We start from the raw sequence: 26,241 nt of genomic DNA on the forward strand, positions 1-26,241 counted from the left end.
CCCGTATGCCTGGCAAAAAAACATTCTTATTGATCAGCTCCCTTCTGGCAGGGTGTACAAGTGAGCATACAAACACCGTCAGCTATAACCCGCAAACAATAAAGGAGGGCGGAATTGAAGAGATGCGCGCGTTTATATCGGGAGATCCCTGCCCTGCGGCGTTGAATGAGGACAGAGGTTCTCCTGAAGCCGCCGCGCTATTATTAGCGGTGGCTACGCCGATCCTGAGTGAAACCCTTAAATATGGTTTTTCGCTTATATCAAAAGTTGGCAGCAATATAGCGAAGCCCTACCCGTTAAATGCCTATATTTATCCGAGTAAAACCACGCTAATTTCTAACGCGCAATGTTTAACGCTGGTTTATGGTCAGTTCGGCGGTACAGGAAAAAATAATCTGACAACGCCCGGATTACCCTATCAATATTACAATACGCCACTTCTGGCCGGGCAATTAACCAGCGTTCTCGGTTTTGCTATGCAAATTAAAATCCAGCGTAGCGAAGAGCGATTATCGTTTGTTCCGTATTCTCTTTTTTACCCCAAACAACTGCGGCCATACGGCATGAATAATCATCACGGATTAACCGTGGCGATAGATTTTGGCGGTAATGATGCCACGATCGAGTTTGATAAAGTATATGTCGGGCGTTATTACAACCAACAAGCAGTGATAACGCATGGCAAAACCATTGAGCTGGCAAAAGTGACGCCGTATACCCTGAAAATTACCGTCACGGAGGGGCCAGACAATGAAACGCTCGCCGGGCTGCTGCAAGCGGTGTCATCAAGTGATGTCGTGGCAGCGCAGCAGCAGATCCTTAAAACGTATATTGATAAAAAAATCGCCGAAAAAACGGCAAAATAAAGCGCGGGTGTAGCGGTTAATAGCCAGCCTTATCGGGAGACAAAAGGCTGTAAGCTCTGCTCCAGCCAAGCTCATAGCGCAACGGATTTAACGCTGCGCAATTTCCCCGCAGCGGGTAAATTGCTGCTCCAGCATTGTGCTTCCCCACTGTTCGCCCTGCCACTCTTTGCTCAGGGTGAAACCGAAAGATTCATAAAGGGCGCGCGCGGCGTTCAGCCCGCTGAATGTCCAGAGCTGCACCGCAGAAAACTGTTGTTCATCGCAAAACTGCATCGCTTTGGCGAGCAGTTGACGTCCCATGCCGGTGCCACGGCATTCATCATCAAGAATAAACCAGCGCAGATGCGCCTCGTTATTGCCTAAATCTTCCCCGTCAATGGCCACCGAGCCGACGATTTTGCCCTGATAAACCGCGAGCCAGATGTTATTACGCGCATTCTCCAGACGTCCGGCGAATTCGGCCAGGCCCGCAGCCACTTTGCTTTCAAAAAAATAACCGAAACCATAATGTTGCGAATAGTAGCTGGCGTGCATTTCGCTGATACGGCCAATCATTCCCGGCAGATAACCGGTGACGATTTCTGGCTTTTCACGGCCAGGACGCGGTGCGCCCTGGCGGCAGGCTTCAAGCGCGGTGGCATAGGCCGACAAGCCGCGAGCAACCGCCTCCTGTTCGGCAGCAGTCAGATGTTGCAGCGCCTCGCGCACACGCATCGCACCGTAATTGTTAATGCGCGCGACGCTCGCTTTGCCCTGCGCGGTCAACTGTAGCGTTTTATAGCGCGCATCCGCAGCCGAGGGTACGTCCTGCAATTCACCGGCGGCGATAAGCCGGCTCAGCATACGGCTGACGCTTGATTTCTCCAGCCCCAGGATCTGCACCAGCTGCGCTGCCGTCATCGCCCCCTGTTTTTCCACTTCCAGCAGAGTATGGACGGCGGAAGGAGAATAATCCGTCGCCGCAAGCGTGCTGTTCATAAAGCCCAGCTCACGCACCATCCGCCGTGATGCGGAACGGATATCGTTGATCAGTTGGTCAGCGGCCACGTTGTTTCCTCAGAGGGGAGTAGATAGTTGTGCAATACAACCATCAACAAACCAGGCTGTCAACATAGCTTTTATAGGGTCAAAAGCGCTATGACCGGACACGCGACACTACGTGTTACTACCCGGTTTCAAGAAGACTAATCCCGACGCCTGATTTTGCAGGCGCAGGGCACATATAAAGCGTAACACTACAAGCGACAAGGGTTTACAGCTAACTTACTGAATAGATTGATATTACTGGAAGCGTGCTCGCAAATCCCGATGCGGTAACACAGGAGCCGTTGATGGGGTTTCAACCCGTATTGCCGCGTCAGCTACACCTTTCCCGCCCAAAAGCCGCATGTTGCTGCTCAGAATTCCCTGCGCTCCCCCTTAATTACCCTATAAATCCAGGCGAGAGCCCTGTACAATCCCTGCCCTAAGATCCTATAACTGATTAATTTTTGAACTATGAGCAATGTGAACCTGCAGCCGAAAATCGGCTTTGTCTCTCTTGGCTGCCCAAAAAACCTGGTGGATTCCGAACGGATTCTCACCGAACTGCGCACCGAAGGTTATGACGTGGTGCCAAGCTATGACAACGCTGACATGGTTATCGTCAATACCTGCGGTTTTATCGACAGCGCGGTGCAAGAGTCGCTGGAAGCCATCGGCGAAGCGCTGAATGAAAACGGCAAAGTCATTGTGACCGGCTGCCTGGGCGCAAAAGAGGATCAGATCCGCGAAGTGCACCCGAAAGTGCTGGAGATCACCGGGCCGCACAGCTATGAGCAAGTACTGGAACATGTTCATCACTATGTGCCGAAACCAAAGCACAATCCGTTCCTGAGCCTCGTGCCGGAACAGGGCGTCAAACTGACGCCGCGCCACTACGCTTACCTGAAAATTTCCGAAGGTTGTAACCACCGCTGCACGTTCTGCATTATTCCGTCGATGCGTGGCGATCTGGTAAGCCGCCCGATTGGCGAGGTGTTAGCCGAAGCCAAACGTCTCGTCGATGCCGGTGTGAAAGAGCTGCTGGTGATCTCGCAGGACACCTCCGCTTACGGCGTGGATGTAAAACACCGCATGGGCTTTCACAACGGCGAGCCGGTGAAAACCAGCATGGTTGGCCTGTGTGAGCAACTGGCGAAACTCGGTGTCTGGACGCGTCTGCACTACGTTTACCCGTACCCGCACGTGGATGATGTCATTCCGCTGATGGCGGAAGGCAAGATCCTGCCGTATCTGGATATCCCGTTGCAGCACGCCAGCCCGCGCATTCTCAAGCTGATGAAGCGCCCCGGCGCGGTCGACAGGCAACTGGCGCGCATTAAGCAGTGGCGTGAAATCTGCCCGGAACTGACGCTGCGTTCCACCTTTATCGTCGGTTTCCCTGGCGAAACTGAAGAAGATTTCCAGATGCTGCTCGATTTCCTCCAGGAAGCGCGTCTGGATCGCGTCGGCTGCTTTAAATACAGCCCGGTAGAAGGCGCAACCGCCAACGAACTGGCCGATCAGGTGCCGGAAGAGGTGAAAGAGGAGCGCTGGAACCGCTTTATGCAACTGCAACAGCAGATCTCCGCCGAGCGCTTGCAGGAAAAAATCGGCCGCGAAATTCTGGTGATCATCGATGAAGTGGACGAAGAAGGCGCGATTGGCCGCAGCATGGCGGACGCTCCGGAAATCGACGGCGCGGTGTACCTGAACGGCGAAACCGGGGTTAAACCGGGCGACGTTGTCCGCGTGAAAGTGGAAAACGCCGACGAATACGATCTGTGGGGCTCCCGCGTTTAAGCCTTCCTTCCCTCTCCTCATACGGAGAGGGAACCTCCTATCCCTTAATCTTCGGGTCCAGCGCGTCGCGCAGGCCATCACCCAGCAGGTTAAACGCCAGCACCGTCAGAAAAATCGCCAGCGAAGGGAACAGCGCCACATGCGGCGCAATCACCATATCCGCACGCGCTTCATTGAGCATCGCGCCCCACTCCGGGGTGGGCGGCTGCGCGCCCAGGCCTAAAAATGAGAGGCTGGCGGCTGAGATAATCGACGTGCCGATACGCATGGTGAAATAGACCACAATCGACGATACCGTGCCCGGCAGAATATGGTGAAACAGGATCACCGCATCGCTGGCCCCGATGCTGCGCGCGGATTCGATAAAGGTTTGTTGCTTGAGCACCAGCGTGTTACCGCGCACCAGACGGGCAAACGCCGGCACGGAGAACACCGCCACGGCGATGATCACGTTCGCCATGCCGCTGCCCATCACCGCCACCACCGCAATCGCCAGCAGAATGCCGGGAAACGCGAACAGCACATCACAGATGCGCATAATCAGGCGATCCCACCAGCCTTCGTAGTAACCCGCCAGCAATCCCAGCACCGTACCGATGAGCGCGCCAATCAGCACCGCAAAAAGACCGGCGGCAAGCGAAATCTGCGCGCCGACCAGCACACGGCTTAAAATGTCGCGCCCCAGCGAATCGACGCCGAACCAGTGCACCAGCGACGGCCCTTCATTAAGCCGGTCATAGTCAAAATAGTTTTCCGCATCGAACGGGGCTATCCACGGGGCGACAATCGCCAACAGGATCAGCAGCAGCACAAAAATCCCGGCGGCCATCGCCAGCGGCTGGCGGCAAAAACGCCGCCAGAATTCATGCCACGGCGTGCGCACATGCCCCGGTTTGACTACGGGCATGGCGTTTAGCACCGCCTGTCGACGCCAGTTTAATAATCGCATCCTTACTTGTACCTGATCGTGGGATTAAGGGCGGCGTAGAGCACATCCACCACTAAGTTGATAAGAATAAACTCCAGCGAGAAGAGCAGTACCTCGGCCTGAATCACCGGGTAATCGCGCATCTCCACCGAGTCCACCAGCAAACGGCCCAGCCCTGGCCAGTTGAAGACTTTCTCCACCACAATGGAGCCGCCGAGCAAAAAGCCGAATTGCAGCCCCATCATGGTGACCACCGGGATGAGCGCATTGCGCAGACCATGTTTGAGAATAACCCAGCGCTCGCTTACGCCTTTGGCACGCGCGGTACGCATGTAGTCCTCGTTGAGCACGTCCACGAACGAGGCGCGGGTAAAACGCGCCATCACCGCCGCCACTGCCGCACCGAGCGTTAACGACGGCAAAATATAGTGTTGCCAGCTGTCGGCACCCACGGTCGGCAGCCAGCCGAGTTCAACCGAGAAGATCTGCATCAGCAACATACCGAGTGCAAACGCCGGGAATGACATGCCCGTTACCGCCAGCGCCATCCCCAGATGATCCGGCCAGCGGTTGCGCCATACGGCGGCGGCAATTCCCGCGCCAAGCCCAAACAGCATCGCCCAGCACATACTGGTGATAGTCAGCAGCAGCGTCGGCATAAAGCGGCTGGCGATTTCCTCCACCACCGGGCGGCGCGAGGCCATCGAGATACCAAAATCGCCTTGCAGCACATTGCCGATGTAGTGCCAGAACTGCCGCCACAGCGGTTGATCCAGCCCAAGCTGTTGGCGCACCAGCTCAATGACCTGCGCGTCGGCTTCCGGCCCGGCAATCAACCGCGCCGGATCGCCCGGCAGCAAGTGGACAAACAGAAACACCAGCACCGCCACAATCAGTAGCGTCGGGATCAGGCCCAGCAAGCGTTTAATAATATAATTTTGCATTGTGCGTTCCCTCACGCCTCCTTTTGCTCTGCGAGGTGGAGTGAGTTATTTCACCAAATCCGCGTTATCAAAACTGAACCCGGTATCGGGCATAATGTAGAAACCGGTGAGCTTCTTGTTATGTGCTGAAACCAGCTTTTCCACCACCAGCGGCACCCATGGCGACTCCTGCCAGATGAGATCCTGCGCCTGTTTGTACAACTGCTCTTTCTCCGCGGCATCCGTGGTTTTTAACGCCTCGGCCAGGTCTTTATCCACCTGCGGGTTGCTGTAAAACGCGGTGTTGAACTGCGTTGGCGGCCAGTTCCATGAGGCGAACAGCGGCGACAGCGCCCAGTCAGCTTCGCCGGTCGAGGCCGACCAGCCGGTATAGAACATGCGCACGCCGCTCTGCGCCTGCGCTTTGGCTTCCACTTCCGCTGCGCGCTGCCCGGCGTCCATCGCCGTCACCTGCACTCTAATGCCCACCTGCGCCAGTTGCTGCTGGGTAAACTGTAATACTTTCTGCGCGGTGCTGTGGTTATGAGACGACCACAAAGTGGTGCTGAACCCCTGCGGATAACCGGCCTCTTTTAGCAGTTCGCGGGCTTTTGCCGGATCGTACGGCCAGGGTTGATAGGCCTGGGAATAGGCAATAGTTGGCGGTACAACGCCGGTGGCGGGCGTCGCGAAACCGGCGAACGCCACTTTCACCAGGGCCGGGCGGTTGATAGCGTAGTTGATCGCCTCGCGCACTTTCGGGTTATCGAACGGTTTTTGCGTGACATTCATGCTGATGTAACGCTGCATAATCGACGGGCTGGCGACCAGCTCCAGCTTGCTGTTTCTTTTCAGCACTTCCGCCTGCTCGTAAGGGATGGGGAAGGCAAACTGCGCTTCGCCGGTTTGCAGCATCGCCGCGCGGGTGTTGTTGTCTACCACCGGCCGCCAGGTAATGGAGTCCAGCTTGGGTAAACCTTGCTGCCAGTACCCGGCGAATCTCTTCACTTTTACGTAATCGGTCTGGTTCCACGCTTCCAGTTCATACGGGCCGGTGCCGACCGGGTGAAAACCAATGTCGTTGCCATATTTTTGCAGCGCCGCCGGAGAAATCATGGCCGTTGCCGGGTGGGCGAGGATATTGATAAACGCGGAAAAAGGCTGCTTGAGGGTGATTTTTACCGTGTAGGCATCCACCACATCGGTTCTGGCGATATTTTTATACAGGTTATAGCGCTTCAGGCTGTTGCGCGGGTTGCTGGCGCGGTCGAGGTTCGCTTTTACCGCAGCGGCGTCAAAGTCCGTACCATCCTGGAACTTTACCCCGTGGCGCAAGTTGACGGTATAGACCATGCCGTCAGCGGAAACGCTGTAGCTTTCTGCCAGCACGTATTCCAGCTGCATATCTTTATCAAGGCCAAATAGCCCCTGATAGAACGATTTCGCCACCGCCTGCGACAGCGTGTCGTTGGCATCATACGGGTCAAGGGTAGTGAAATTGGATCCCACCGCGACAACCACATCCTTCGCCGCAACGGCCGGGATGGCGGTCAGCGCAAACATCACGCTGGCGAGTCCCCGCCAGTGCCGTGAAATGAATTGTGTCATGTTGCTCTCCTGAAGAACCCTGCCAGTGCTCAGTTAAAAACGGGATTGCGTGCTGCCGGGCGTCGAGCGGGCAACAAAATGCCCCGGCCCCACATTCTGCAACTGCACGCGTTGCATTGACTCGCCGCGTTTGCGGATATTGCTGGGCATGTCATCAGACAACAACACACGCTGCGCGTGATGGTGCGCAGGGTCGGCAACCGGCACCGCCGACATTAACTTACGTGTATACGGATGCTGCGGGTTTTCAAACACCGCCTGCCGTGGGCCGATCTCAACAATTTGCCCAAGGTACATCACCGCGACGCGGTGGCTGATGCGTTCTACCACCGCCATATCATGCGAGATAAACAGAAACGCAATGCCCATCTCACGCTGCAAATCGAGCAGTAAATTGATGATTTGCGCGCGGATCGAGACATCCAGCGCCGAAACAGATTCGTCCGCCACCACCACGCGCGGGTTGAGCGCCAGCGCCCGGGCGATGCAGATGCGCTGGCGCTGCCCGCCGGAAAACTCATGCGGGTAGCGCCAGGCATGTTCCGGCTTCAGGCCGACGCGCTCCAGCAGCCACTCCACGCGCTGCCGCCCCTCTTCTTCACCCAATAAATTGTGCACCCGCAGCGGTTCGATAATGGAATCGCCAACGGTCTGGCGCGGGTCCAGCGAGGCGTACGGATCCTGAAAAATAAACTGAATATCGCGGCGGATGCGTTTCATTTTGCTATCCGGCAGCGTATCAATGCGCTCGCCGTTAAAGGTGATAGAACCGCTCTGGTGCTCCACCAGCCGCAGCAGCGCGCGCCCGGTGGTGGATTTACCGCTGCCGGATTCGCCCACCAGCGACAGCGTTTCGCCAGGCCAGAGATCAAAACTCACCCCTTCCACAGCGTGCACCTCTTTGGTGACGCGATTAAGAATACCGCTGCGCAGCGGGAAGCGCGCCACCAGATCGCGCACCTGCAAAATCGGCTCGCCCGGCACGACTGTATCCTGCTCAATTTCCGCTTCCTGATGCGCCGGGTTTTTCGGTGAGATCAGCGGAAAACGGCGCGGCAGCGTGCTGCCGTGCATCGCCCCCAGTTTGGGCACCGCCGCCAGCAGCGCTTTGGTATACGGATGCTGCGGGTGGTTGAAAATCTGCTCAACGCTGCCGGTTTCTACCGCTTCGCCCTGGTTCATCACCAGTACGCGGTCGGCAACATCAGCGACCACGCCCATATCGTGCGTGATGAAAATCACCCCCATCGACATCTCTTTTTGCAGCACGGCGATGAGTTGCAGGATCTGCGCCTGGATCGTGACATCCAGCGCGGTGGTCGGTTCGTCGGCAATCAGCACCGCCGGGCGACAGGAGAGCGCCATGGCAATCATCACGCGCTGACGCATGCCGCCGGAAAGCTGATGTGGAAAGCTGGATAAAATCGACTGCGATTCCGGGATGCGCACCAGATCGAGCATACGCCGCGCTTCAATCATGGCGTCTTCGCGCCCCAGCTTCTGGTGCAGGCGAATTGACTCGGCGATCTGCTCGCCCACCGGAAACACCGGGTTGAGCGAGGTCATCGGCTCCTGAAAAATCATCGCGATATCCGCGCCGCGCACGCTGCGCATCTGCGATGCGCTCAGCCGGGTAAGCTCCACATTCTGCCGGTTACGCCGGGTCAGACGCATATGATCGCAGCTCACTTCGCCGCCCGCCTGCTCAATCAGGCGCAGCAACGCGAGCGCGGTAACCGATTTACCGGAGCCGGATTCGCCGACAATCGCCAGCGTTTCGCCGCGTTTAAGGGAAAAGGAGAGATGGCGAACCGCCGGGACGAGTTGCTTGTCATGGCTGAAAGCGACGTTCAGATTACTGACATCCAGCACCATGTTCGCGTCGGTTTCCATCCGCGCAACCCTACTCGCATTATTCACGATAAATGCCCACGCTTGGCGCATCGCCCGCGTAACCCCACGCGCGATACATCCCTTCACTGTTGAACGGCAACGCCACGTTACCTTCGCGATCAACCGCAATCAGCCCACCGCTACCGCCCAGCGCCGGCAGTTTTTCCATCACCACGGCGTCGCAGGCTTCCTGCAAACTCAAACCGCCGTACTCCATCAGCGCGGCGATGTCGTAAGCCGCCAGCGCGCGGATAAATACTTCGCCGGTTCCGGTGCAGGAGACCGCCACGTTGGCGTTATTGGCATAGCAACCTGCGCCGGGCAGTGGGCTGTCGCCCACGCGACCCGGTAATTTATTGGTCATGCCGCCGGTCGATGTCGCAGCCGCCAGGTTGCCCTGCTTATCCAGCGCCACCGCCCCCACGGTGCCAAATTTTTTGCTCTCATCGAGCGGCGCACCGCCATGATCCAGCACTGTGTTCCCGGCGTCGCGCGCTTCCATCAATTGTGCAAAGCGTTCCGGGGTGGAAAACAGGCTCGGCGATACCGCCTCCATACCGTGGGAAAAGGCAAACTTTTCCGCCCCTTCGCCAATCATGAAAACGTGCGGGCTGTGCTCCATCACCAGACGCGCCGCCAGTACCGGATTGCGCAAGCGGCTGACGCCCGCCACCGCGCCCGCTTGCAGTGTGTTGCCGTCCATCACGCAGGCATCCAGCTCATGGGTTTCATCGCGGGTAAATACCGCGCCGATACCGGCGTTAAATAAGGGACACTCCTCCAGCAGCCGCACCGCTTCCGTTACCACATCCAGCGCGCTTACGCCCGATTCCAGCATGCGCTGTCCGGTTTCGATAATTGACGAAAGTACATGTACGTAACGTTGCTCTTTTTCCGGGCTCATCTGCGCACGGCCGATAGCACCCGCACCGCCGTGTATTGCGATTACCGCTTTAACCATTTGTGCCGCCTGAATTTCTCTGCGCCTGGAGGGATTTCTGAATATAGAAAGTCGTTACAACGATGTAAAGCAATGTCATTACAATGGGGTAGGCGTAAGGCATGTTGAGGCCTTCTCTTTTCTGCCATAATGGCCGCTTCATCGCGTTGACTGGATATTAACTATGGAATCATCAAACGGCCTGATCTCGCTCGATACGGCCCTGTCACAGATGCTGTCACGCATTTCACCGCTGACTGAAAGCGAAACCCTGCCGCTGGTGGCCTGCTTTGGCCGCGTGGTGGCGCAAGATATTATCTCTCCGCTGAACGTACCGGGTTTTGATAACTCGGCGATGGACGGCTACGCCGTGCGGCTGGCGGAGGTACAAAGTGGTAACGCCCTGCCGGTGGCGGGTAAAGCGTTTGCCGGGCAGCCCTTCGACGGCGAGTGGCCTGCCGGCACCTGTATACGCATTATGACCGGTGCGCCGATCCCCGCCGGGTGCGATGCGGTAGTGATGCAGGAACAGACCGAACAGACCGACGCCGGTATTTGTTTTACCGCCGAGGTGCGGGCCAATCAGAATATCCGCCGCGCGGGCGAAGATATTCGACAAGGTGCCAGCGTTTTTGCGGCGGGCACAAAACTGACCGCCGCCGAGCTGCCGGTCATTGCCTCGCTGGGCATTGCCGATGTCAGTGTGCTGCGCAAAGTGCGCGTGGCGCTGTTTTCCACCGGCGACGAACTGCAACTGCCAGGCCAGCCGCTGGCTGACGGGCAAATCTACGATACCAACCGCCTATCCGTTCACCTGATGCTGAGCCAGCTCGGTTATGAGGTGATTAACCTTGGCATCGTGCCGGATGACCCGCAGAAGCTGCGCGACACCTTTATTGCTGCCGACAGCCAGGCCGATGTGGTGCTGAGCTCCGGCGGCGTGTCGGTGGGCGAAGCCGATTACACCAAAACTATTCTTGATGAACTGGGCGAAATCGCATTCTGGAAACTGGCGATCAAGCCGGGTAAACCGTTCGCCTTCGGTAAGCTCAAAAACAGCTGGTTCTGCGGCCTGCCGGGCAACCCGGTTTCCGCAACGCTCACCTTTTATCAGCTGGTACAACCGCTGCTGGCGAAACTTGCCGGTAACACCGCCGATACGCAGCCGCTGCGTTTTCGCGCCCGTGCGGCGGAGCGCCTGAAAAAGTCGCCGGGGCGTCTCGATTTTCAGCGTGGCGTGTTAAGCCGTGGCGACGATGGCACGCTGGAAGTGCGCAGCACCGGGCACCAGGGTTCACATATTTTCAGCTCCTTTAGCCAGGGCAACTGCTTTGTGGTGCTGGAGCGCGAACGTGGCAATGTCGAAGCCGGTGAATGGGTGGATGTCGAGATGTTTAACCATCTCTTCGGAGGCTAAAGATGGCTGAAGCACTCAGCGACGCGGAGATGATGCGCTATAACCGGCAGATTATTTTGCGCGGTTTTGATTTCGATGGCCAGGAGCGGTTAAAAGCCGCTCGCGTACTGGTGGTCGGGCTCGGCGGCCTCGGCTGCGCCGCCGCACAATATCTGGCCGCGGCAGGCATCGGGCAGATGACGCTGCTCGATTTTGATACCGTGGCGCTCTCCAACCTGCAACGCCAGACGCTGCACAGCGACGCGGATATCGGCGTGGCAAAAGTGGACTCGGCGCGCGAATCGTTACTGCGCATCAACCCCAATGTGCACTACACCGCCATCAACGCCCTGCTTGATGATACGGCGCTGTTCACACAGATTGCCGCACATGACCTGGTGCTGGATTGCACCGATAACGTCGCGATTCGTAACCAGCTCAACGCGGGCTGTTTCCAGCATCGCGTGCCGCTGGTTTCCGGTGCGGCCATTCGCATGGAAGGCCAGATCAGCGTCTTTACCTGGGGCGAAAACGACCCGTGCTATCGCTGTCTGAGCCGCTTGTTCGGCGATAATGCGCTGACCTGTGTCGAAGCGGGTGTCATGGCGCCGCTGGTCGGGGTGATTGGTTCGTTGCAGGCGATGGAAGCCATCAAAGTGCTGGCGCATTACGGTACGCCGGCGGCGGGAAAAATCGTGATGTACGATGCGATGACCTGCCAGTTCCGTGAAATGAAACTGCTGCGCAATTCTGCCTGCGAAGTCTGCGGGCGTTAATCTCCCTTTATTTTCCGGATGGCGCAACGTCATCCGGCATCGCGATAAAAGGTCAACTCTCGTCACGGAAACTTTCATTCGAAAGTAATTTAATCTCCATATGAAATAAATGGAGATAAAAAATGATCTTCAACATCCAGCGCTATTCCACTCATGACGGCCCGGGCATTCGCACTGTCGTGTTCCTGAAAGGCTGCTCGTTAAGCTGCCGCTGGTGCCAGAACCCGGAGAGCCGCAGCCGCACGCGGGATCTGCTATTTGACAACCGTCTGTGCCTTGCCGGGTGTGATTTATGCCAGCACGCCGCGCCAAAGGTGATCGAACGTGCGGTAAACGGTTTGGTTATTCATCGCGAAAAACTTGATGATAGACAGCTGGATGCGCTCACTGGTTGCTGCCCGACCGAGGCGCTGAGTGTCTGCGGTGAGACGCCAGATGTGGGCGATATTATGGCTACCGTTTTGCGCGATAAACCCTTTTATGACCGCAGCGGCGGCGGCATCACCCTTTCCGGCGGCGAGCCGTTTATGAACCCGCAACTGGCGCAGCAACTGCTCCAGAGCAGCCATCAGCACGGCATTCATACGGCAGTGGAAACCTGCCTGCATGTGCCGTGGCGCTATCTCGAACCGTCCCTGCCCTTTGTTGATCTGTTTCTCGCCGATTTAAAACATGTCGATGATGCCACGTTTCGCCAGTGGACCGGCGGCTCGGCAAAACGTGTGCTGGATAACCTGAAACGGCTGGCACAGGCGGGGAAAAAGCTCACCATTCGCGTGCCGCTGATCCCCGGTTTTAATGCCGATAAAGACGCCATAAGCGCCATTACCGCCTTCGCCGCCGATGAGCTGAACGTCAGCGACATTCATTTTTTGCCTTACCACACGCTGGGCATGAACAAGTATCACCTGCTCGGCGAACCCTACACCGCCCCAGAGAAGCCGCTCGACGCCCCGCAACTGCTGGCGTTTGCACAGGATTGTGCCCAGCACAAAGGGCTGACGGCGACATTACGAGGATAGAACCATGACCACGCTGCAACTCAACACCCTGACCGATCGTATAAATGCCCATAAAACCGCGCTGGTGCATATTGTGAAGCCACCGGTTTGCACCGAGCGCGCCCGGCATTACACCCAGGTTTACCAGCAGAACATGGACAAACCGCTGCCGGTACGCCGCGCGCTGGCGCTGGCGCATCACCTGGCCGAGCGTACCATCTGGATCAAGCATGACGAGCTGATTATCGGCAACCAGGCAAGCGAAGTGCGCGCTGCGCCGATCTTCCCCGAATACACCGTTTCGTGGATCGAAAAAGAGATCGATGAGCTCGCCGACCGCCCCGGCGCTGGCTTTGCGGTTAGCGAAGAGAACAAACGCGTGCTGCATGAGATCTGCCCGTGGTGGCGCGGTCAGACGGTGCAGGATCGCTGTTACGGTATGTTTACTGACGAACAAAAAGCGCTGCTGGAAACCGGCATTATCAAAGCCGAAGGCAATATGACTTCTGGCGACGCGCACCTGGCGGTGAACTTCCCACTGCTGCTGGAGCTTGGTCTTGACGGGTTGCGCCACAAAGTGGATGAACGCCGGACGCGCATCAACCTGACGGTGCTCGACGACCTGCATGGCGATCAATTCTTAAAAGCGATTGATATTGTGCTGGAAGCCGTCAGCCTGCATATCGAACGTTTTGCCGGGCTGGCGCGCCAGATGGCCGCGGAAGAGACGCGGCAAAACCGCCGCGATGAACTGCTGGCGATAGTGGAAAACTGCCTGATTATCGCCCACGAACCACCGCGCACCTTCTGGCAGGCGTTGCAGCTCTGCTACTTTATCCAGCTGATTTTGCAGATTGAATCCAACGGGCATTCGGTCTCTTTCGGACGCATGGATCAGTATCTGTATCCGTACTATCGCCGCGATGTTGAATTGCAGCAGTCATTGCCGCGCGAACAGGCCATTGAGCTGCTGCACAGTTGCTGGCTGAAACTGCTGGAAGTGAACAAAATTCGCTCCGGCTCGCATTCGAAAGCCTCGGCGGGCAGCCCGCTCTATCAGAACGTCACCATCGGCGGTCAACAGTGGCATAACGGTGAAGCGCGCGACGCGGTTAACCCGCTCTCTTACGCGATTCTGGAATCCTGCGGACGCCTGCGTTCCACTCAGCCGAACCTGAGCGTGCGTTACCACGCTGGCATGAGCAACGACTTCCTCGACGCCTGCGTGCAGGTTATTCGCTGCGGCTTTGGCATGCCCGCGTTCAATAACGATGAAATTGTCATCCCAGAATTTATCAAACTCGGCGTTGAGACCGCCGACGCCTACGACTATGCGGCCATTGGCTGCATTGAAACCGCCGTTGGCGGCAAATGGGGCTACCGCTGCACCGGCATGAGCTTTATCAACTTCGCCCGCGTGATGCTGGCGGCACTGGAAGGCGGACGCGACGCCACCAGCGGCAAAATCTTTCTGCCGCAGATCCAGGCGCTGTCGGCGGGTAATTTCCACGGCTTCGAGGAGGTGATGCAGGCGTGGGATCGGCAGATCCGTTATTACACCCGTAAATCCATTGAGATTGAGTATGTGGTCGACACCATGCTGGAAGAGAACGTGCCGGATATTCTCTGCTCCGCGCTGGTCGATGACTGCATCGAACGGGCGAAAAGCATTAAACAAGGTGGCGCGAAATATGACTGGGTGTCCGGTTTACAGGTGGGGATTGCCAATCTGGGTAACAGCCTCGCGGCGGTGAAAAAGCTGGTCTTTGACCAGGGTGTTATCGGGCAACAACAACTGGCGCAGGCACTGGCAGAAGATTTTGACGGCCTGACGCACGAACAGTTGCGCCAGCGGCTGGTCAACAGCGCGCCGAAATACGGCAACGATGATGACAGCGTGGATACGCTGCTGGTACGTGCTTATCAAACCTATATCGATGAGCTGAAGCAGTATCACAACCCGCGTTACGGTCGCGGCCCGATCGGTGGCAATTATTACGCCGGAACTTCGTCCATTTCCGCTAACGTGCCGTTTGGCGCAGCGACGATGGCGACACCGGATGGCCGCAAAGCGCATACGCCGCTGGCGGAGGGCGCAAGCCCGGCGTCCGGCACCGATCATCTGGGGCCGACGGCGGTGATAAGCTCGGTGGGTAAATTGCCGGTGGAGGCGATTCTCGGCGGGGTGTTGCTGAACCAGAAACTGAATCCGTCGACGCTGGAAAACGAGAGCGATAAGCAAAAGCTGATGGTGCTGCTGCGCACCTTCTTTGAGGTGCATAAAGGCTGGCATATTCAGTACAACATCGTGTCGCGCGAAACGCTGCTGGAGGCGAAGAAACACCCGGATCAGTATCGCGATTTGGTGGTGCGCGTCGCCGGTTATTCGGCGTTCTTTACCGCCCTGTCGCCAGATGCGCAGGACGACATTATCGCCCGTACTGAACATACCTTATAAGGTGGCGACCGGATGACCGTTATTCGTTATTAACTAACAGCCGCCTTTTGTCCGTTACTATCTGATGTTTAACCTATGGATTTCGGATTGCAGGAAGGCGGCAAGGCGGTAAGTCCCCGGGAGCTTACACAAGTAAGTGACCGGGGCGCGCCGCCGCAGCCAACACACCTGCAGTTCGAAAGACGACGGTTAAACGAACTTACAGCAGTCAGTGTCCGGCCGCACCGCCGCAGCCAACGCCCCTGCGCTTCGAAAGACGACGGGTAAACGAGCTTACATCTGTAGGTGGCCGGCCGAACCGCCGCAGACAACGCACCTGCGCTTCGAAAGACGGCGGGTAAACATCTACCCTGAGAAAAGACGACAGGTTTACTTTCGAATGAAATAAAATTTGTGCTTCCCCTCACATTATCTCTAGAATGTTTCTCGTCGCAGTTACATTCAGGAGTTCTATGTATGACCGTCAAAGTTATCGTTACCGATATGGACGGAACCTTCCTTGATGACGCCAAGCAGTACGATCGCACACGATTTATGGCGCAATTCGAGCAGCTTCGTCAGCGGAATATTGAGTTTATTGTCGCCAGCGGCAATCAGTATTACCAGCTGATCTCCTTCTTCCCGGAGCTGAAAGAGACCATTTCGTTCGTCGCGGAAAACGGCGCGCTGGTGTATGAGCACGGTCAACAGTTGTTCCACGGTGAGCTGACCCGCCACGAAGCGCAGGTGGTGATTGGCGAACTGTTAAAAGACAGCAGCCTCAACTTTGTTGCCTGCGGACTGGAAAGCGCGTACGTAAGCGAAAACGCTCCGGCAGAGTTCGTCGATCTGATGTCGAAACACTATTACCGCTTAAAGCCGGTACGCGATTTTCAGCACATTGACGATACCCTGTTCAAGTTTTCGTTGAACTTGCCGGACAGCGACATCCCGCAATTGATCGACGCTCTGCATGTCTCGCTTGACGGCATCATGAAGCCGGTCACCAGCGGCTTTGGTTTTGTCGATTTGATAATCCCTGGTCTGCATAAAGCCAACGGCATTACGCGCCTGCTTAAACGCTGGGGCATCTCACCGCAACAGTGCGTCACCATTGGCGACAGCGGTAACGACGCGGAAATGCTGCGTATGACCGATTTCTCGTTCGCCATGGGCAACGCCAGCGACGCCATTAAAGCCATTGCCCGTCATCAGACCGATGACAATAACCACCACGGCGCCCTGAATGTGATTCAGGCCGTGCTTGATAACACCGCGCCATTCAATCGCTGAACCTCTGCCGGAGCGCCCGCTCCGGCCCTTCCTGTGGCTAATTTTCCGCTTTGTGCTCCGCATCAAGTTTTTAAACTTGCATTAACTTCTTTTTAACTTATTTTATCACTTGTAAGTTAAATAACTTTCGAATGAAAGAATGAGGGGTTCAACATGGCTTTTACCAGTGAAACACTGCCCACCGATCACAAAGCATCGATTCGTCAGATGAAACAGGAATTGCGCGCGCAGATCGGCGATGTACAGCAGGTGTTTAACCGCCTGAGCGAACAGATTGCCGCCCGCGTAGCGGATATCAATGCCCTTAAAGCACAAGGCAAATCCGTGTGGCCACAAATTGCCTACAGCGACATTGCGCAAGGCAAGGTTAGCGAGGCGCAGCGGGCGCTTATCAAGCAACGCGGTTGTGCGGTCATTAAGAGGCATTTCCCGCGTGAGCAGGCGCTGGGCTGGGATCGCTCAATGCTGGATTACCTCGACCAGAACCATTTTGATGAGGTGTACAAAGGGCCTGGTGACAGCTTCTTTGGCACGCTGGAGGCCTCGCGCCCGGAAATCTACCCTATTTACTGGTCGCAGGCGCAGATGCAGGCGCGCCAGAGCGAGGAAATGGCCGCCGTGCAATCCTTCCTCAACCGCCTGTGGCGCTTCGAAAGTGAAGGCCAGCAATGGTTTGATCCGGATGTGAGCGTCATCTACCCGGATCGCATTCGCCGCCGTCCGCCGGGAACCACCTCGAAAGGCCTCGGCGCGCATACGGATTCCGGTGCGCTGGAGCGCTGGCTGCTCCCCGCTTACCAGCGTGTGTTTGCCAGCGTGTTTAGCGGCAAATTTGAGGAATATGACCCTTGGAATGCGGCGCACCGCACCGAGGTGGAAGAGTACACGGTGGATAACACCACCAAATGTTCGGTGTTCCGCACCTTCCAGGGCTGGACAGCGTTGTCGGACATGATCCCCGGACAAGGGTTGCTGCACGTGGTGCCGATCCCGGAAGCGATGGCATATATTCTGCTGCGCCCGCTGCTGGATGATGTTCCGGAAGATGAGCTGTGCGGCGTGGCGCCAGGGCGTGTATTACCGGTCTCGGAGAAGTGGCATCCGCTGCTGATGGAAGCCCTGAGCAGCATTCCGGCGCTGGAAGCCGGGGATTCCGTATGGTGGCACTGCGATGTGATCCACTCGGTTGCGCCGGTGGAAAACCAGCAAGGCTGGGGCAATGTGATGTACATTCCCGCCGCGCCGCTGTGCGCGAAAAATCTCGCGTATGCGCGCAAAGTGAAGGTCGCGCTGGAACAAGGTGCTTCGCCGGGCGATTTTCCGCGTGAGAACTACGAAAGCGACTGGTCAGGCCGCTTTACGCTGGACGACCTGAATATTCATGGTAAGCGCGCGCTGGGTATGGACGTTTAGACGTCATACAACCCTTCACGCTCCACGGCGGTACGTTGTTGCCCGGGACGTATCCGCCGTACCGATTCGCGCACCGCAAGCGTACCGTTGAGTAACAGCGAACCGGTGGTGGCCTGCGGGCGGATCAACCGCTGTTGCAGCAGGTGTACCGCCTCCACGCCAAGTTCATCACGCGGGACATGCACCGCGGTGAGCGGCACATCCTGAATCGCCGCCAGATTAAAGGCGTCAATGCTCATCACCGAGACATCCTGCGGCACGCGCAGCCCACGCTGCTGGAGCGCATGAACCGTGCCTTCCGCCATAAAATCGCCCCCGACGAGAAAGGCGGTAGGCGGTGATTTATGCGCCGGATCATCAAGCCACTCCCCTACCCGCATCCCCGCTTCTTTGGCACTAAAACTGGGAACGGTGATCAGATCCCGCTTACTTTGGAAACGCAGATTGCGCCGCTGCCAGGCCTCTTTGATGCCCGCCAGGCGCAGATCCATCGTGTAGCGACGCAGGCACATCACATTCACCACCTCGCGGTGGCCCATATCAAACAGATAATTTGCAGCAAACTCGCCGATCGTGCGGTGATCCGGCGCGATGGAAGGCAAACGCATACGCCCGTCACGGCAGTTGATTAACACGCAGGGTTTACCCATATCCGCCGCCAGGTCATGAATATGGGGATCATCAATGCCCAGCAGGATCGCCGCCTGGGTTTCCGCTGCGTTCATGCGCGCGAGAAATTCATTGGCGTCGCTGTCCAGCTCTTCCAGCGCGCAGTAGCGCAGCCGCACTTCATGGGGTGACAACGCTTTGTTAATGCTCTGGATCACCCGGTAGTAGAAGATATCGGAACGCTCATCAAAGGCCCGCTGCGGTGCGAAAACAATCAGGTTATTCAGCAACAGCCGCCCGGCGGCAATCCCCTCCATCACCCCCAGCTCACGCGCGCAGGCCAGCACTGCTGTGCGCGCTTTTTCACTGGTATTGGCTTTACCTGCCAGCACGCGGGAAACCGTGCTGGTCGACAGATTCGTACGCAGGGCAATTTCGGTGATTTTGAGCTTTTTATCCATTCTGTGATCTTGCTCCGTTTCCGAAATGGGAAAATTTTCATGAATCGAAAAGCCTGATATTCATGGCGTCAATACAAGTTTGCCGCATGTCGTCGCTGATTGATGAGAATCCTTGCACAAAATCCACTTTAGCTGCCGATTTTTCTCGCCTAACGTAAACGTGTCATACAACTTCCATACTAGTTGTAGGAACAATAACCAAAAAAATGCAGATAAATCATCATGCAAACCTGTGCGGTATAACAACTCCGCAAGAGTTTGCCCCGACTTCCCTACAAGAAGATATGCGGAGAAAAGAATGAGCCAGGGGATCAACAATGAAATGGCGGCCAGCAAGAGCCGCCGGATAGTCAAAAAATTACGCTGGTGGATGTTGGTGCTGTTTTTATTCGGCGTCACGGTGAACTACATCACCCGAAACTCGCTGGGGATTCTGGCACCGGAATTAAAAACCAGCCTCGGCATCACCACCGAACAATACTCATGGATTGTCGGCGCGTTTCAGCTGGCTTACACCATTTTCCAGCCGCTGTGTGGCTGGCTGATTGACGTGATTGGCCTGAAAGTTGGCTTTATGGTGTGCGCCATCATCTGGGCGCTGGCCTGTATTTTCCACGCTGGCGCAGGCAGTTGGGTACATCTGGCGATTTTGCGTTTCACCATGGGCGCATCGGAAGCGGCGGCTACACCGGCGAACGCCAAAACTATCGGCGAATGGTTCCCGAAATCAGAACGCCCGGTGGCTGCCGGTTGGGCGGGCGTTGGCTTCTCGATTGGTGCCATGCTGGCTCCGCCGATTATCTACTTCGCTCACGCCTCATTTGGCTGGCAGGGCGCGTTTATGTTTACCGGTGTGCTGGCGCTGCTGTGGGTGATTTTGTGGTGGGCGTTTTACCATAACCCGGACAAACACCCGAACCTCAGTAAAGACGAGCTGACCTTTATTCAGCAGGATAATGAACCACCCGCGGTCAAACTGCCCTTCTTTACCGCTCTGAAAACTGTCTCGAAAAACAAACGCTTTTACGGTATCGCCATCCCGGCGTTTATGGCAGAACCGGCCTGGGCGGTGCTGAGCTTCTGGGTGCCGCTCTATCTGGCGAAAGAACACGGTATGGATCTGAAACAGATCGCCATGTTCGCCTGGCTGCCGTTCCTCGCCGCCGATCTCGGCAGCGTCGCCAGCGGTTACCTGACCAAACTCTATACCCGCTGGTTTGGCTGCTCCCGCGTGAACTCGGTGGTTGCCAGCTCGGTGACCGGCGCATTTTTGATGATTTCGCTCGCCATTGTCGCGATTACCCGCGATCCATACATCACCATTGTGCTGATTTCGATTGGCGGTTTTGGCCATCAGATCATCTCCTGCATGTTGAGCGCGCTGGTGGTGGAATCCTTCGATAAAGGCCAGATGGCAACAGTAAATGGCATGCGCGGCTCGGCGGCGTGGATCGCCAGCTTCCTCTTCTCACTGCTGATTGGCGTCACCGCCGACAAAATTGGTTTCAACCCGCTGTTTATTGCCATGGGTTTCTTTGACCTGATTGGCGCTTGTTTCCTGGTGGCATTTATTGCTGAACGACGCGCAAAACGCGCCTGATTGTGGATGTCTGATATGAAAACCCTGAAGAACTGGACGTTACAAAACCAGGCCGCTCACCATGTTGAGCTGCTGGTAGACGGGCAACACACCCTGTGCCTGTATGTGCTGGAAGAGAACCTGTTCCGTGTGCTGCTCAAGCGTAAAGGCGAGCTGGCGCTGGACAGAACCTGGAGCATTGCGCCGAAAGATGATGTGCCGTGGGAAGGCCGCTCGCGCGACGATCTGTCGGGTTTTAGCCTGCCGCACTGGTCGCTGGCGCAACAGCACGAGACATTAACCATTGAGAGCACAAAACTGCGCGTCACAGTGCACCAGCCGCTGTGGCTGGAGTGGCACTACCGTAACGACGCGGGTGAGTGGCAATGGCTGGCGAGCGATCGTCCGACCAGCGCGTATCTGGTTAACGCCCATGGCGACGGCGTGGCGCACTATCTCAGCCGTAAAAAAGAGGAGCGTTTCTACGGCCTCGGCGAGAAGACAGGTAATCTGCAACGCAATGGTCAACGCTATGAGATGCGCAACCTTGATGCGATGGGCTATAACGCTGCCAGCACCGACCCGCTGTACAAGCATATTCCGTTTACCCTCACCCGCCGCGACGATATCAGCTACGGGCTGTTTTATGACAACCTCAGCAGTTGCTGGCTGGATCTGGGTAACGAGATCGATAACTATCACACCGCCTATCGCCGCTGGCAGGCGGAAGCGGGCGATATTGATTACTACATTTTTACCGGCGCGCGTGCGCTGGATGTTACCAAAGCGTTTGTGCGCCTCACCGGGAAAACGCTGTTCGGCCCGAAATGGAGCCTCGGTTATAGTGGCTCAACCATGCATTACACCGATGCGCCGGATGCGCAAAACCAGCTGATGAATTTTATTCGTCTGTGCGAAGAACACGCGATTCCGTGCGATTCGTTCCAGCTCTCATCCGGCTACACCTCGATTAACGGCAAGCGCTATGTCTTTAACTGGAACTACGACAAAGTGCCGCAGCCGAAGGTGATGAGCCAGGCGTTCCACGATGCGGGACTGAAACTGGCGGCGAATATCAAACCCTGTCTGTTGCAGGATCACCCGCGGTATAGCGAAGTGGCGGAGCGCGGTCTGTTTATTCGCGATTCCGAAACCGATGCGCCGGAACGTTCCAGTTTCTGGGATGACGAAGGCTCACACCTCGACTTTACCAACCCGCAGACTGTCACCTGGTGGCAGGAAGGCGTCACCACGCAACTGCTGGAGATGGGCATCGATTCGACCTGGAACGATAACAACGAGTTTGAAGTGTGGGACGGCGAAGCGCGCTGCCACGGTTTTGGCCAGCAAATTGCCATCAAACATATTCGCCCGGTGATGCCGCTGCTTATGATGCGAGCGTCGATGGAAGCGCAGCAGCGGTTTGCTCCGCAAAAGCGCCCGTACCTGATCTCCCGTTCCGGCTGCGCCGGGATGCAGCGTTATGTGCAAACCTGGAGCGGTGATAACCGTACCAACTGGGACACGTTGCGCTACAACATCCGCATGGGCGTGGGCATGAGTATGTCCGGTTTGTATAACGTGGGCCACGATGTCGGCGGTTTTTCCGGCGATAAACCGGATGCGGAGCTGTTTGTGCGTTGGGTGCAAAACGGGGTGATGCACCCGCGTTTCACCATTCATTCATGGAACGACGATCACACGGTGAATGAGCCGTGGATGTATCCGGCGATCACACCGTCGATCCGCAGCGCAATTGAGCTGCGCTACCGCCTGCTACCTTATCTCTACACGCTGCTGTGGCAGGCACATGCTGACGATGAACCGATGCTGCGCCCGACGTTCCTCGATCACGAACATGACGAGCAGACGTTCGAAGAGTGCGACGACTTCCTGCTTGGCCGCGATCTTCTGGTGGCAAGCGTCGTCGAACCCGGCCAGCGCGAGCGCGTCGTCTGGCTGCCAGCCAACAATAGCGGCTGGTACGATTTTTACACCGGTTGCTGGTATGCGCCTGGCCAGTGGGTGACGCTGGATGCGCCGCTGGAAACGCTGCCGCTGCTGGTGCGTGCCGGTGCCGGTCTGCCGCTTAGCGATCGCATCAGGCATGTTGATGCCAAAGCGGATACCACGCGTGAGCTACACCTGTTCCCGGTGAAGGGGCCCGGGCGTTCACGCGGCCTGCTGTTTGAGGATGATGGTGAGTCCTGGGGCTATAAAGAGGGCAACGCGCTGTGGCTGGAGTGGGAAATGGTTTGCTCGGGCAGCACCATTGATTTGCAGGTACATACGCGCGGCGACTATCGCCCGGCCTGGCAGGCGCTAAAAGTGACGCTACCTGCGGGTGAAAACCGCCAGTTGTTAATTAATGGCGTTGCGGCCAGCGAGTGGACGTTTGCTTAATGTGAAAAGCCCGGAAGCCATGTGCTTACCGGGTTTGCTTCACTTATTTACCTGAGTATTTCACAGCAAATCTGCGTATCTCCGGGGACTTACACAAGTCAGTGACCGGGGGGTGAAGGTGCAGCCAACACACCTGTCGCGTGAAAGACGACGGTAAATTTATTCGATACCTTTACTGCGCAAATAATCCTCATAATTCCCGGAGAAATCCACCACGCGCTGCGGCGTAATCTCAATCACGCGGGTTGCCAGCGAACTAACAAACTCACGGTCGTGGGAAACGAAGATCAATGTGCCCTGATACATCTCCAGCGCCATGTTCAGCGATTCGATGGATTCCATATCCAGGTGGTTAGTCGGTTCGTCCATAACGAGGATGTTCGGTTTTTGCATCATCAGCTTGCCGAACAGCATGCGACCTTTTTCCCCCCCGGAGAGCACTTTCGCCGGTTTCTTGATATCGTCCTGGCTGAACAGCAGACGACCGAGGATGCTGCGCACCGCTTGTTCGTCATCGCCTTCCTGTTTCCACTGGCTCATCCAGTCGAAAACGGTCAGATCGTTATCAAAGTCTTCGGCGTGATCCTGCGCGTAGTAACCGATTTGCGCGTTTTCAGACCACTTAACGGTGCCGTTATCGGGCTCAAGCTCGCCCACCAGCGTTTTCAGCATGGTGGATTTACCCACGCCGTTCGCACCCAGAATGGCGATTTTCTCACCCACTTCCAGCAGCAGATTGAAGTTCTTAAACAGCGGGCCTTCATCAAAACCTTTGCTAAGCGCTTCCACTTCCAGCGCGTTACGGAACAATTTCTTGTCCTGTTCGAAGCGGATAAACGGGTTCTGACGACTGGAGGCCTTAACCTCTTCCAGTTTGATTTTGTCGATCTGACGTGCGCGGGACGTCGCCTGGCGAGATTTAGAGGCGTTCGCGCTAAAGCGGCTGACGAACGATTGCAGATCGGCGATCTGCGCTTTTTTCTTGGCGTTATCCGCCAGCAGACGTTCACGCGCCTGCGTTGCCGCCGTCATGTATTCGTCGTAGTTGCCGGGGTAAACACGCAGCTCGCCGTAATCGAGATCCGCCATGTGCGTACAGACCATGTTAAGGAAGTGGCGGTCGTGCGAAATGATGATCATGGTGCTGTCGCGTTCGTTCAGCACCTGCTCCAGCCAGCGAATGGTGTCGATGTCCAGGTTGTTGGTCGGTTCATCGAGCAGCAGAATGTCCGGGTTGGCAAACAGCGCCTGCGCCAGTAACACACGCAGTTTCCAGCCGGGAGCGATTTCGCTCATCGGACCGTAATGCTGCTCAACCGGAATACCGACGCCGAGCAGCAGTTCGCCCGCACGCGCTTCCGCCGAGTAGCCGTCCATTTCGCCGTACTGCACTTCGAGGTCGGCCACTTTGTAGCCGTCCTCTTCGCTCATTTCCGCGAGGCCATAAATACGGTCGCGTTCCTGTTTCACTTCCCACAATTCCGCATGGCCCATGATCACCGTGTCGAGCACGCTGAACTCTTCAAAGGCAAACTGATCCTGGCGCAGCTTACCGATGCGCTCATTCGGATCGAGAGAGACGTTACCCAGCGTCGGCTCTAAATCGCCGCCGAGGATTTTCATAAAGGTGGATTTACCACTCCCGTTAGCCCCGATCAGGCCGTAACGGTTGCCGCCGCCAAATTTGACGGAGATATTTTCGAACAGCGGCTTGCTGCCGAATTGCATGGTGACGTTGCTGGTGACTAACACAGAGGTATCCTGAAATATGTGACAAACACCCTATTATGCCACAATTCCGAATTAGATTCCTGCCTGGCGTCAGGCCACTAAACTGCAAGCAAAGGGAAAAAAGTGTGATTTCGTACACATCTGAATTCCCTGGACGGTGGAATGCACATATAATGCGCTTCCTGCATTCTCAACCCAACGGCCAGTGTGGCAATAAGTCTTGCATAAGATGAACATGAAATTAACAACCCTTTTAGCGGCGGCGTTTGCTGTCGTGGGATTTTGCAAAAGCGCGTCTGCTGTTACATATCCGCTGCCGACTGATGGCAGTCGTTTGATCGGTCAGAACCAGGTCGTCACTATTCCGGAAGGCAATAACCAGCCGCTGGAATATTTTGCGGCTGAATATCAAATGGGTCTGTCCAACATGCTGGAAGCAAACCCAGGCATTGATGCCTACCTGCCGAAAGGCGGCACTGTGATGAATGTTCCACAGCAGCTGATCCTGCCGGATACGGTTCACGAAGGGATCGTGATCAACAGTGCGGAAATGCGCCTCTACTACTATCCGAAAGGCACCAACACGGTGATCGTGCTGCCAATCGGTATCGGCCAGTTGGGTAAAGACACCCCGATTGCCTGGACCACCAAAGTAGAACGTAAAAAAGCCGGTCCGACCTGGACGCCGACGGCGAAAATGCACGCGGAATATGCAGCGATGGGTCAACCGCTGCCGCCGGTTGTACCGGCTGGCCCGGATAACCCGATGGGTCTGTACGCGCTCTATATCGGCCGCCTGTACGCCATTCACGGCACCAACGCTAACTTCGGTATCGGCCTGCGCGTGAGCCACGGCTGTGTGCGTCTGCGCAACGACGACATCAAATTCCTGTTCGAAAACGTGCCGGTCGGTACGCGCGTACAGTTTATTGATGAGCCGGTAAAAGCGACCACCGAGCCGGATGGCAGCCGCTACATCGAAGTTCACAACCCGCTGTCCACCACCGAAGCGCAGTTCACCGGTGGTGAGATTGTGCCGATTGCGCTGACCAAAGCGGTGCAGGCCGTGACCAACCAGTCTGATGTTGATTCAAACGTGGTTGATCAGGCAATTCAGAACCGTTCCGGTATGCCGGTTCGTCTGAACTGATTACGGTTGAT

General features: G+C 56.5%; 19 protein-coding genes. 11 read left to right on the forward strand and 8 right to left on the reverse strand.

Annotated features, from left to right (window positions below):
* Positions 1-5 precede the first annotated feature (5 nt).
* Complete coding sequence (locus tag DFO56_RS02115) at positions 6-866, forward strand: hypothetical protein (protein WP_045506496.1); 861 nt, start codon at positions 6-8, stop codon at positions 864-866.
* An 87-nt stretch (positions 867-953) separates the two neighbouring features.
* Here DFO56_RS02115 and DFO56_RS02120 read toward each other — a convergent pair whose 3' ends face one another.
* Positions 954-1,913 carry a helix-turn-helix domain-containing GNAT family N-acetyltransferase gene (locus tag DFO56_RS02120; protein WP_114413821.1) on the reverse strand — a complete coding sequence of 320 codons (960 nt, stop codon included), beginning with the start codon at positions 1,911-1,913 and terminating at the stop codon, positions 954-956.
* 450 nt (positions 1,914-2,363) lie between these two features.
* Here DFO56_RS02120 and rimO point away from each other — a divergent pair, with 450 nt between their 5' ends.
* Positions 2,364-3,689: a 30S ribosomal protein S12 methylthiotransferase RimO gene (rimO, locus tag DFO56_RS02125; protein WP_020457158.1), complete on the forward strand. Its 1,326-nt coding sequence runs from the start codon at positions 2,364-2,366 to the stop codon at positions 3,687-3,689.
* A 37-nt stretch (positions 3,690-3,726) separates the two neighbouring features.
* Here the strand turns inward: rimO and gsiD are convergent, their stop codons facing one another.
* From gsiD to iaaA, 5 genes are read right to left on the reverse strand one after another with little or no spacing between them, the layout of a single operon-like run.
* Complete coding sequence (gene gsiD, locus DFO56_RS02130; RefSeq protein WP_020457157.1) at positions 3,727-4,638, reverse strand: glutathione ABC transporter permease GsiD; 912 nt, start codon at positions 4,636-4,638, stop codon at positions 3,727-3,729.
* 2 nt (positions 4,639-4,640) lie between these two features.
* The gene (gsiC, locus tag DFO56_RS02135; RefSeq protein WP_020457156.1) at positions 4,641-5,561 is read right to left on the reverse strand and encodes a glutathione ABC transporter permease GsiC; all 921 of its coding nucleotides are present in this window, start codon (positions 5,559-5,561) and stop codon (positions 4,641-4,643) included.
* A gap of 45 nt (positions 5,562-5,606) precedes the next feature.
* Positions 5,607-7,148, reverse strand: coding sequence for a glutathione ABC transporter substrate-binding protein GsiB (gsiB, locus tag DFO56_RS02140; RefSeq protein WP_045506492.1), 1,542 nt, complete (start codon positions 7,146-7,148; stop codon positions 5,607-5,609).
* 33 nt (positions 7,149-7,181) lie between these two features.
* Positions 7,182-9,041 (reverse strand): glutathione ABC transporter ATP-binding protein GsiA, encoded by a 1,860-nt coding sequence (gene gsiA, locus DFO56_RS02145; protein ID WP_170956354.1) that lies wholly within the window; start codon positions 9,039-9,041, stop codon positions 7,182-7,184.
* 19 nt (positions 9,042-9,060) lie between these two features.
* Positions 9,061-10,002: a beta-aspartyl-peptidase gene (gene iaaA, locus DFO56_RS02150; RefSeq protein ID WP_020457153.1), complete on the reverse strand. Its 942-nt coding sequence runs from the start codon at positions 10,000-10,002 to the stop codon at positions 9,061-9,063.
* Positions 10,003-10,165: 163 nt separating this feature from the next.
* On the opposite strand from iaaA, the gene moeA reads away from it, so the two are divergent.
* The 6 genes from moeA (at position 10,166) to DFO56_RS02185 (ending at position 18,297) form a co-directional block, all read left to right on the forward strand.
* The gene (moeA, locus tag DFO56_RS02155) at positions 10,166-11,398 is read left to right on the forward strand and encodes a molybdopterin molybdotransferase MoeA (protein WP_045506485.1); all 1,233 of its coding nucleotides are present in this window, start codon (positions 10,166-10,168) and stop codon (positions 11,396-11,398) included.
* 2 nt (positions 11,399-11,400) lie between these two features.
* Complete coding sequence (gene moeB, locus DFO56_RS02160; protein WP_045506482.1) at positions 11,401-12,153, forward strand: molybdopterin-synthase adenylyltransferase MoeB; 753 nt, start codon at positions 11,401-11,403, stop codon at positions 12,151-12,153.
* Positions 12,154-12,275: 122 nt separating this feature from the next.
* The gene (locus tag DFO56_RS02165; RefSeq protein ID WP_045506479.1) at positions 12,276-13,175 is read left to right on the forward strand and encodes a glycyl-radical enzyme activating protein; all 900 of its coding nucleotides are present in this window, start codon (positions 12,276-12,278) and stop codon (positions 13,173-13,175) included.
* A 4-nt stretch (positions 13,176-13,179) separates the two neighbouring features.
* Positions 13,180-15,612 (forward strand): formate C-acetyltransferase/glycerol dehydratase family glycyl radical enzyme, encoded by a 2,433-nt coding sequence (locus DFO56_RS02170; RefSeq protein ID WP_045506476.1) that lies wholly within the window; start codon positions 13,180-13,182, stop codon positions 15,610-15,612.
* A gap of 456 nt (positions 15,613-16,068) precedes the next feature.
* The gene (locus tag DFO56_RS02180) at positions 16,069-16,884 is read left to right on the forward strand and encodes a Cof-type HAD-IIB family hydrolase (protein WP_045506473.1); all 816 of its coding nucleotides are present in this window, start codon (positions 16,069-16,071) and stop codon (positions 16,882-16,884) included.
* Positions 16,885-17,037: 153 nt separating this feature from the next.
* The gene (locus DFO56_RS02185) at positions 17,038-18,297 is read left to right on the forward strand and encodes a DUF1479 domain-containing protein (RefSeq protein WP_045506470.1); all 1,260 of its coding nucleotides are present in this window, start codon (positions 17,038-17,040) and stop codon (positions 18,295-18,297) included.
* Here the strand turns inward: DFO56_RS02185 and DFO56_RS02190 are convergent.
* Positions 18,294-19,367: a LacI family DNA-binding transcriptional regulator gene (locus DFO56_RS02190; protein WP_020457146.1), complete on the reverse strand. Its 1,074-nt coding sequence runs from the start codon at positions 19,365-19,367 to the stop codon at positions 18,294-18,296. The genes DFO56_RS02185 and DFO56_RS02190 overlap by 4 nt on opposite strands.
* Before the next feature lie 298 nt (positions 19,368-19,665).
* Between DFO56_RS02190 and DFO56_RS02195 the strand changes: the two genes are divergently transcribed.
* Together DFO56_RS02195 and DFO56_RS02200 are read left to right on the forward strand one after the other, a co-directional pair.
* Positions 19,666-20,967 carry an MFS transporter gene (locus DFO56_RS02195; RefSeq protein ID WP_020457145.1) on the forward strand — a complete coding sequence of 434 codons (1,302 nt, stop codon included), beginning with the start codon at positions 19,666-19,668 and terminating at the stop codon, positions 20,965-20,967.
* Between the two features lie 15 nt (positions 20,968-20,982).
* Entirely contained in the window at positions 20,983-23,349 is a 2,367-nt protein-coding gene (locus tag DFO56_RS02200) for a TIM-barrel domain-containing protein (RefSeq protein WP_045506468.1), read from the forward strand.
* A 159-nt stretch (positions 23,350-23,508) separates the two neighbouring features.
* Here DFO56_RS02200 and DFO56_RS02205 read toward each other — a convergent pair whose 3' ends face one another.
* Positions 23,509-25,101, reverse strand: coding sequence for an ABC-F family ATPase (locus tag DFO56_RS02205; protein ID WP_020457143.1), 1,593 nt, complete (start codon positions 25,099-25,101; stop codon positions 23,509-23,511).
* Between the two features lie 208 nt (positions 25,102-25,309).
* Here DFO56_RS02205 and ldtB point away from each other — a divergent pair, with 208 nt between their 5' ends.
* Complete coding sequence (gene ldtB, locus DFO56_RS02210; RefSeq protein WP_017456038.1) at positions 25,310-26,230, forward strand: L,D-transpeptidase; 921 nt, start codon at positions 25,310-25,312, stop codon at positions 26,228-26,230.
* The last annotated feature ends 11 nt before the right edge of the window (positions 26,231-26,241 follow it).

The sequence above is a fragment of the Kosakonia sp. AG348 genome (assembly GCF_003337365.1).
GTDB lineage: Bacteria > Pseudomonadota > Gammaproteobacteria > Enterobacterales > Enterobacteriaceae > Kosakonia.

What these genes read in the sequence shown, in the direction of transcription:
- DFO56_RS02115 (WP_045506496.1), top strand. Translation starts at nt 6, where the DNA reads ATGCCTGGCAAAAAAACATTCTTATTGATCAGCTCCCTTCTGGCAGGG.
- rimO (WP_020457158.1), top strand. Translation starts at nt 2,364, where the DNA reads ATGAGCAATGTGAACCTGCAGCCGAAAATCGGCTTTGTCTCTCTTGGC.
- gsiD (WP_020457157.1), bottom strand. Translation starts at nt 4,638, where the DNA reads ATGCGATTATTAAACTGGCGTCGACAGGCGGTGCTAAACGCCATGCCC.
- gsiC (WP_020457156.1), bottom strand. Translation starts at nt 5,561, where the DNA reads ATGCAAAATTATATTATTAAACGCTTGCTGGGCCTGATCCCGACGCTA.
- gsiB (WP_045506492.1), bottom strand. Translation starts at nt 7,148, where the DNA reads ATGACACAATTCATTTCACGGCACTGGCGGGGACTCGCCAGCGTGATG.
- gsiA (WP_170956354.1), bottom strand. Translation starts at nt 9,041, where the DNA reads ATGGAAACCGACGCGAACATGGTGCTGGATGTCAGTAATCTGAACGTC.
- iaaA (WP_020457153.1), bottom strand. Translation starts at nt 10,002, where the DNA reads ATGGTTAAAGCGGTAATCGCAATACACGGCGGTGCGGGTGCTATCGGC.
- moeA (WP_045506485.1), top strand. Translation starts at nt 10,166, where the DNA reads ATGGAATCATCAAACGGCCTGATCTCGCTCGATACGGCCCTGTCACAG.
- moeB (WP_045506482.1), top strand. Translation starts at nt 11,401, where the DNA reads ATGGCTGAAGCACTCAGCGACGCGGAGATGATGCGCTATAACCGGCAG.
- DFO56_RS02165 (WP_045506479.1), top strand. Translation starts at nt 12,276, where the DNA reads ATGATCTTCAACATCCAGCGCTATTCCACTCATGACGGCCCGGGCATT.
- DFO56_RS02170 (WP_045506476.1), top strand. Translation starts at nt 13,180, where the DNA reads ATGACCACGCTGCAACTCAACACCCTGACCGATCGTATAAATGCCCAT.
- DFO56_RS02180 (WP_045506473.1), top strand. Translation starts at nt 16,069, where the DNA reads ATGACCGTCAAAGTTATCGTTACCGATATGGACGGAACCTTCCTTGAT.
- DFO56_RS02185 (WP_045506470.1), top strand. Translation starts at nt 17,038, where the DNA reads ATGGCTTTTACCAGTGAAACACTGCCCACCGATCACAAAGCATCGATT.
- DFO56_RS02190 (WP_020457146.1), bottom strand. Translation starts at nt 19,367, where the DNA reads ATGGATAAAAAGCTCAAAATCACCGAAATTGCCCTGCGTACGAATCTG.
- DFO56_RS02195 (WP_020457145.1), top strand. Translation starts at nt 19,666, where the DNA reads ATGAGCCAGGGGATCAACAATGAAATGGCGGCCAGCAAGAGCCGCCGG.
- DFO56_RS02200 (WP_045506468.1), top strand. Translation starts at nt 20,983, where the DNA reads ATGAAAACCCTGAAGAACTGGACGTTACAAAACCAGGCCGCTCACCAT.
- ldtB (WP_017456038.1), top strand. Translation starts at nt 25,310, where the DNA reads ATGAACATGAAATTAACAACCCTTTTAGCGGCGGCGTTTGCTGTCGTG.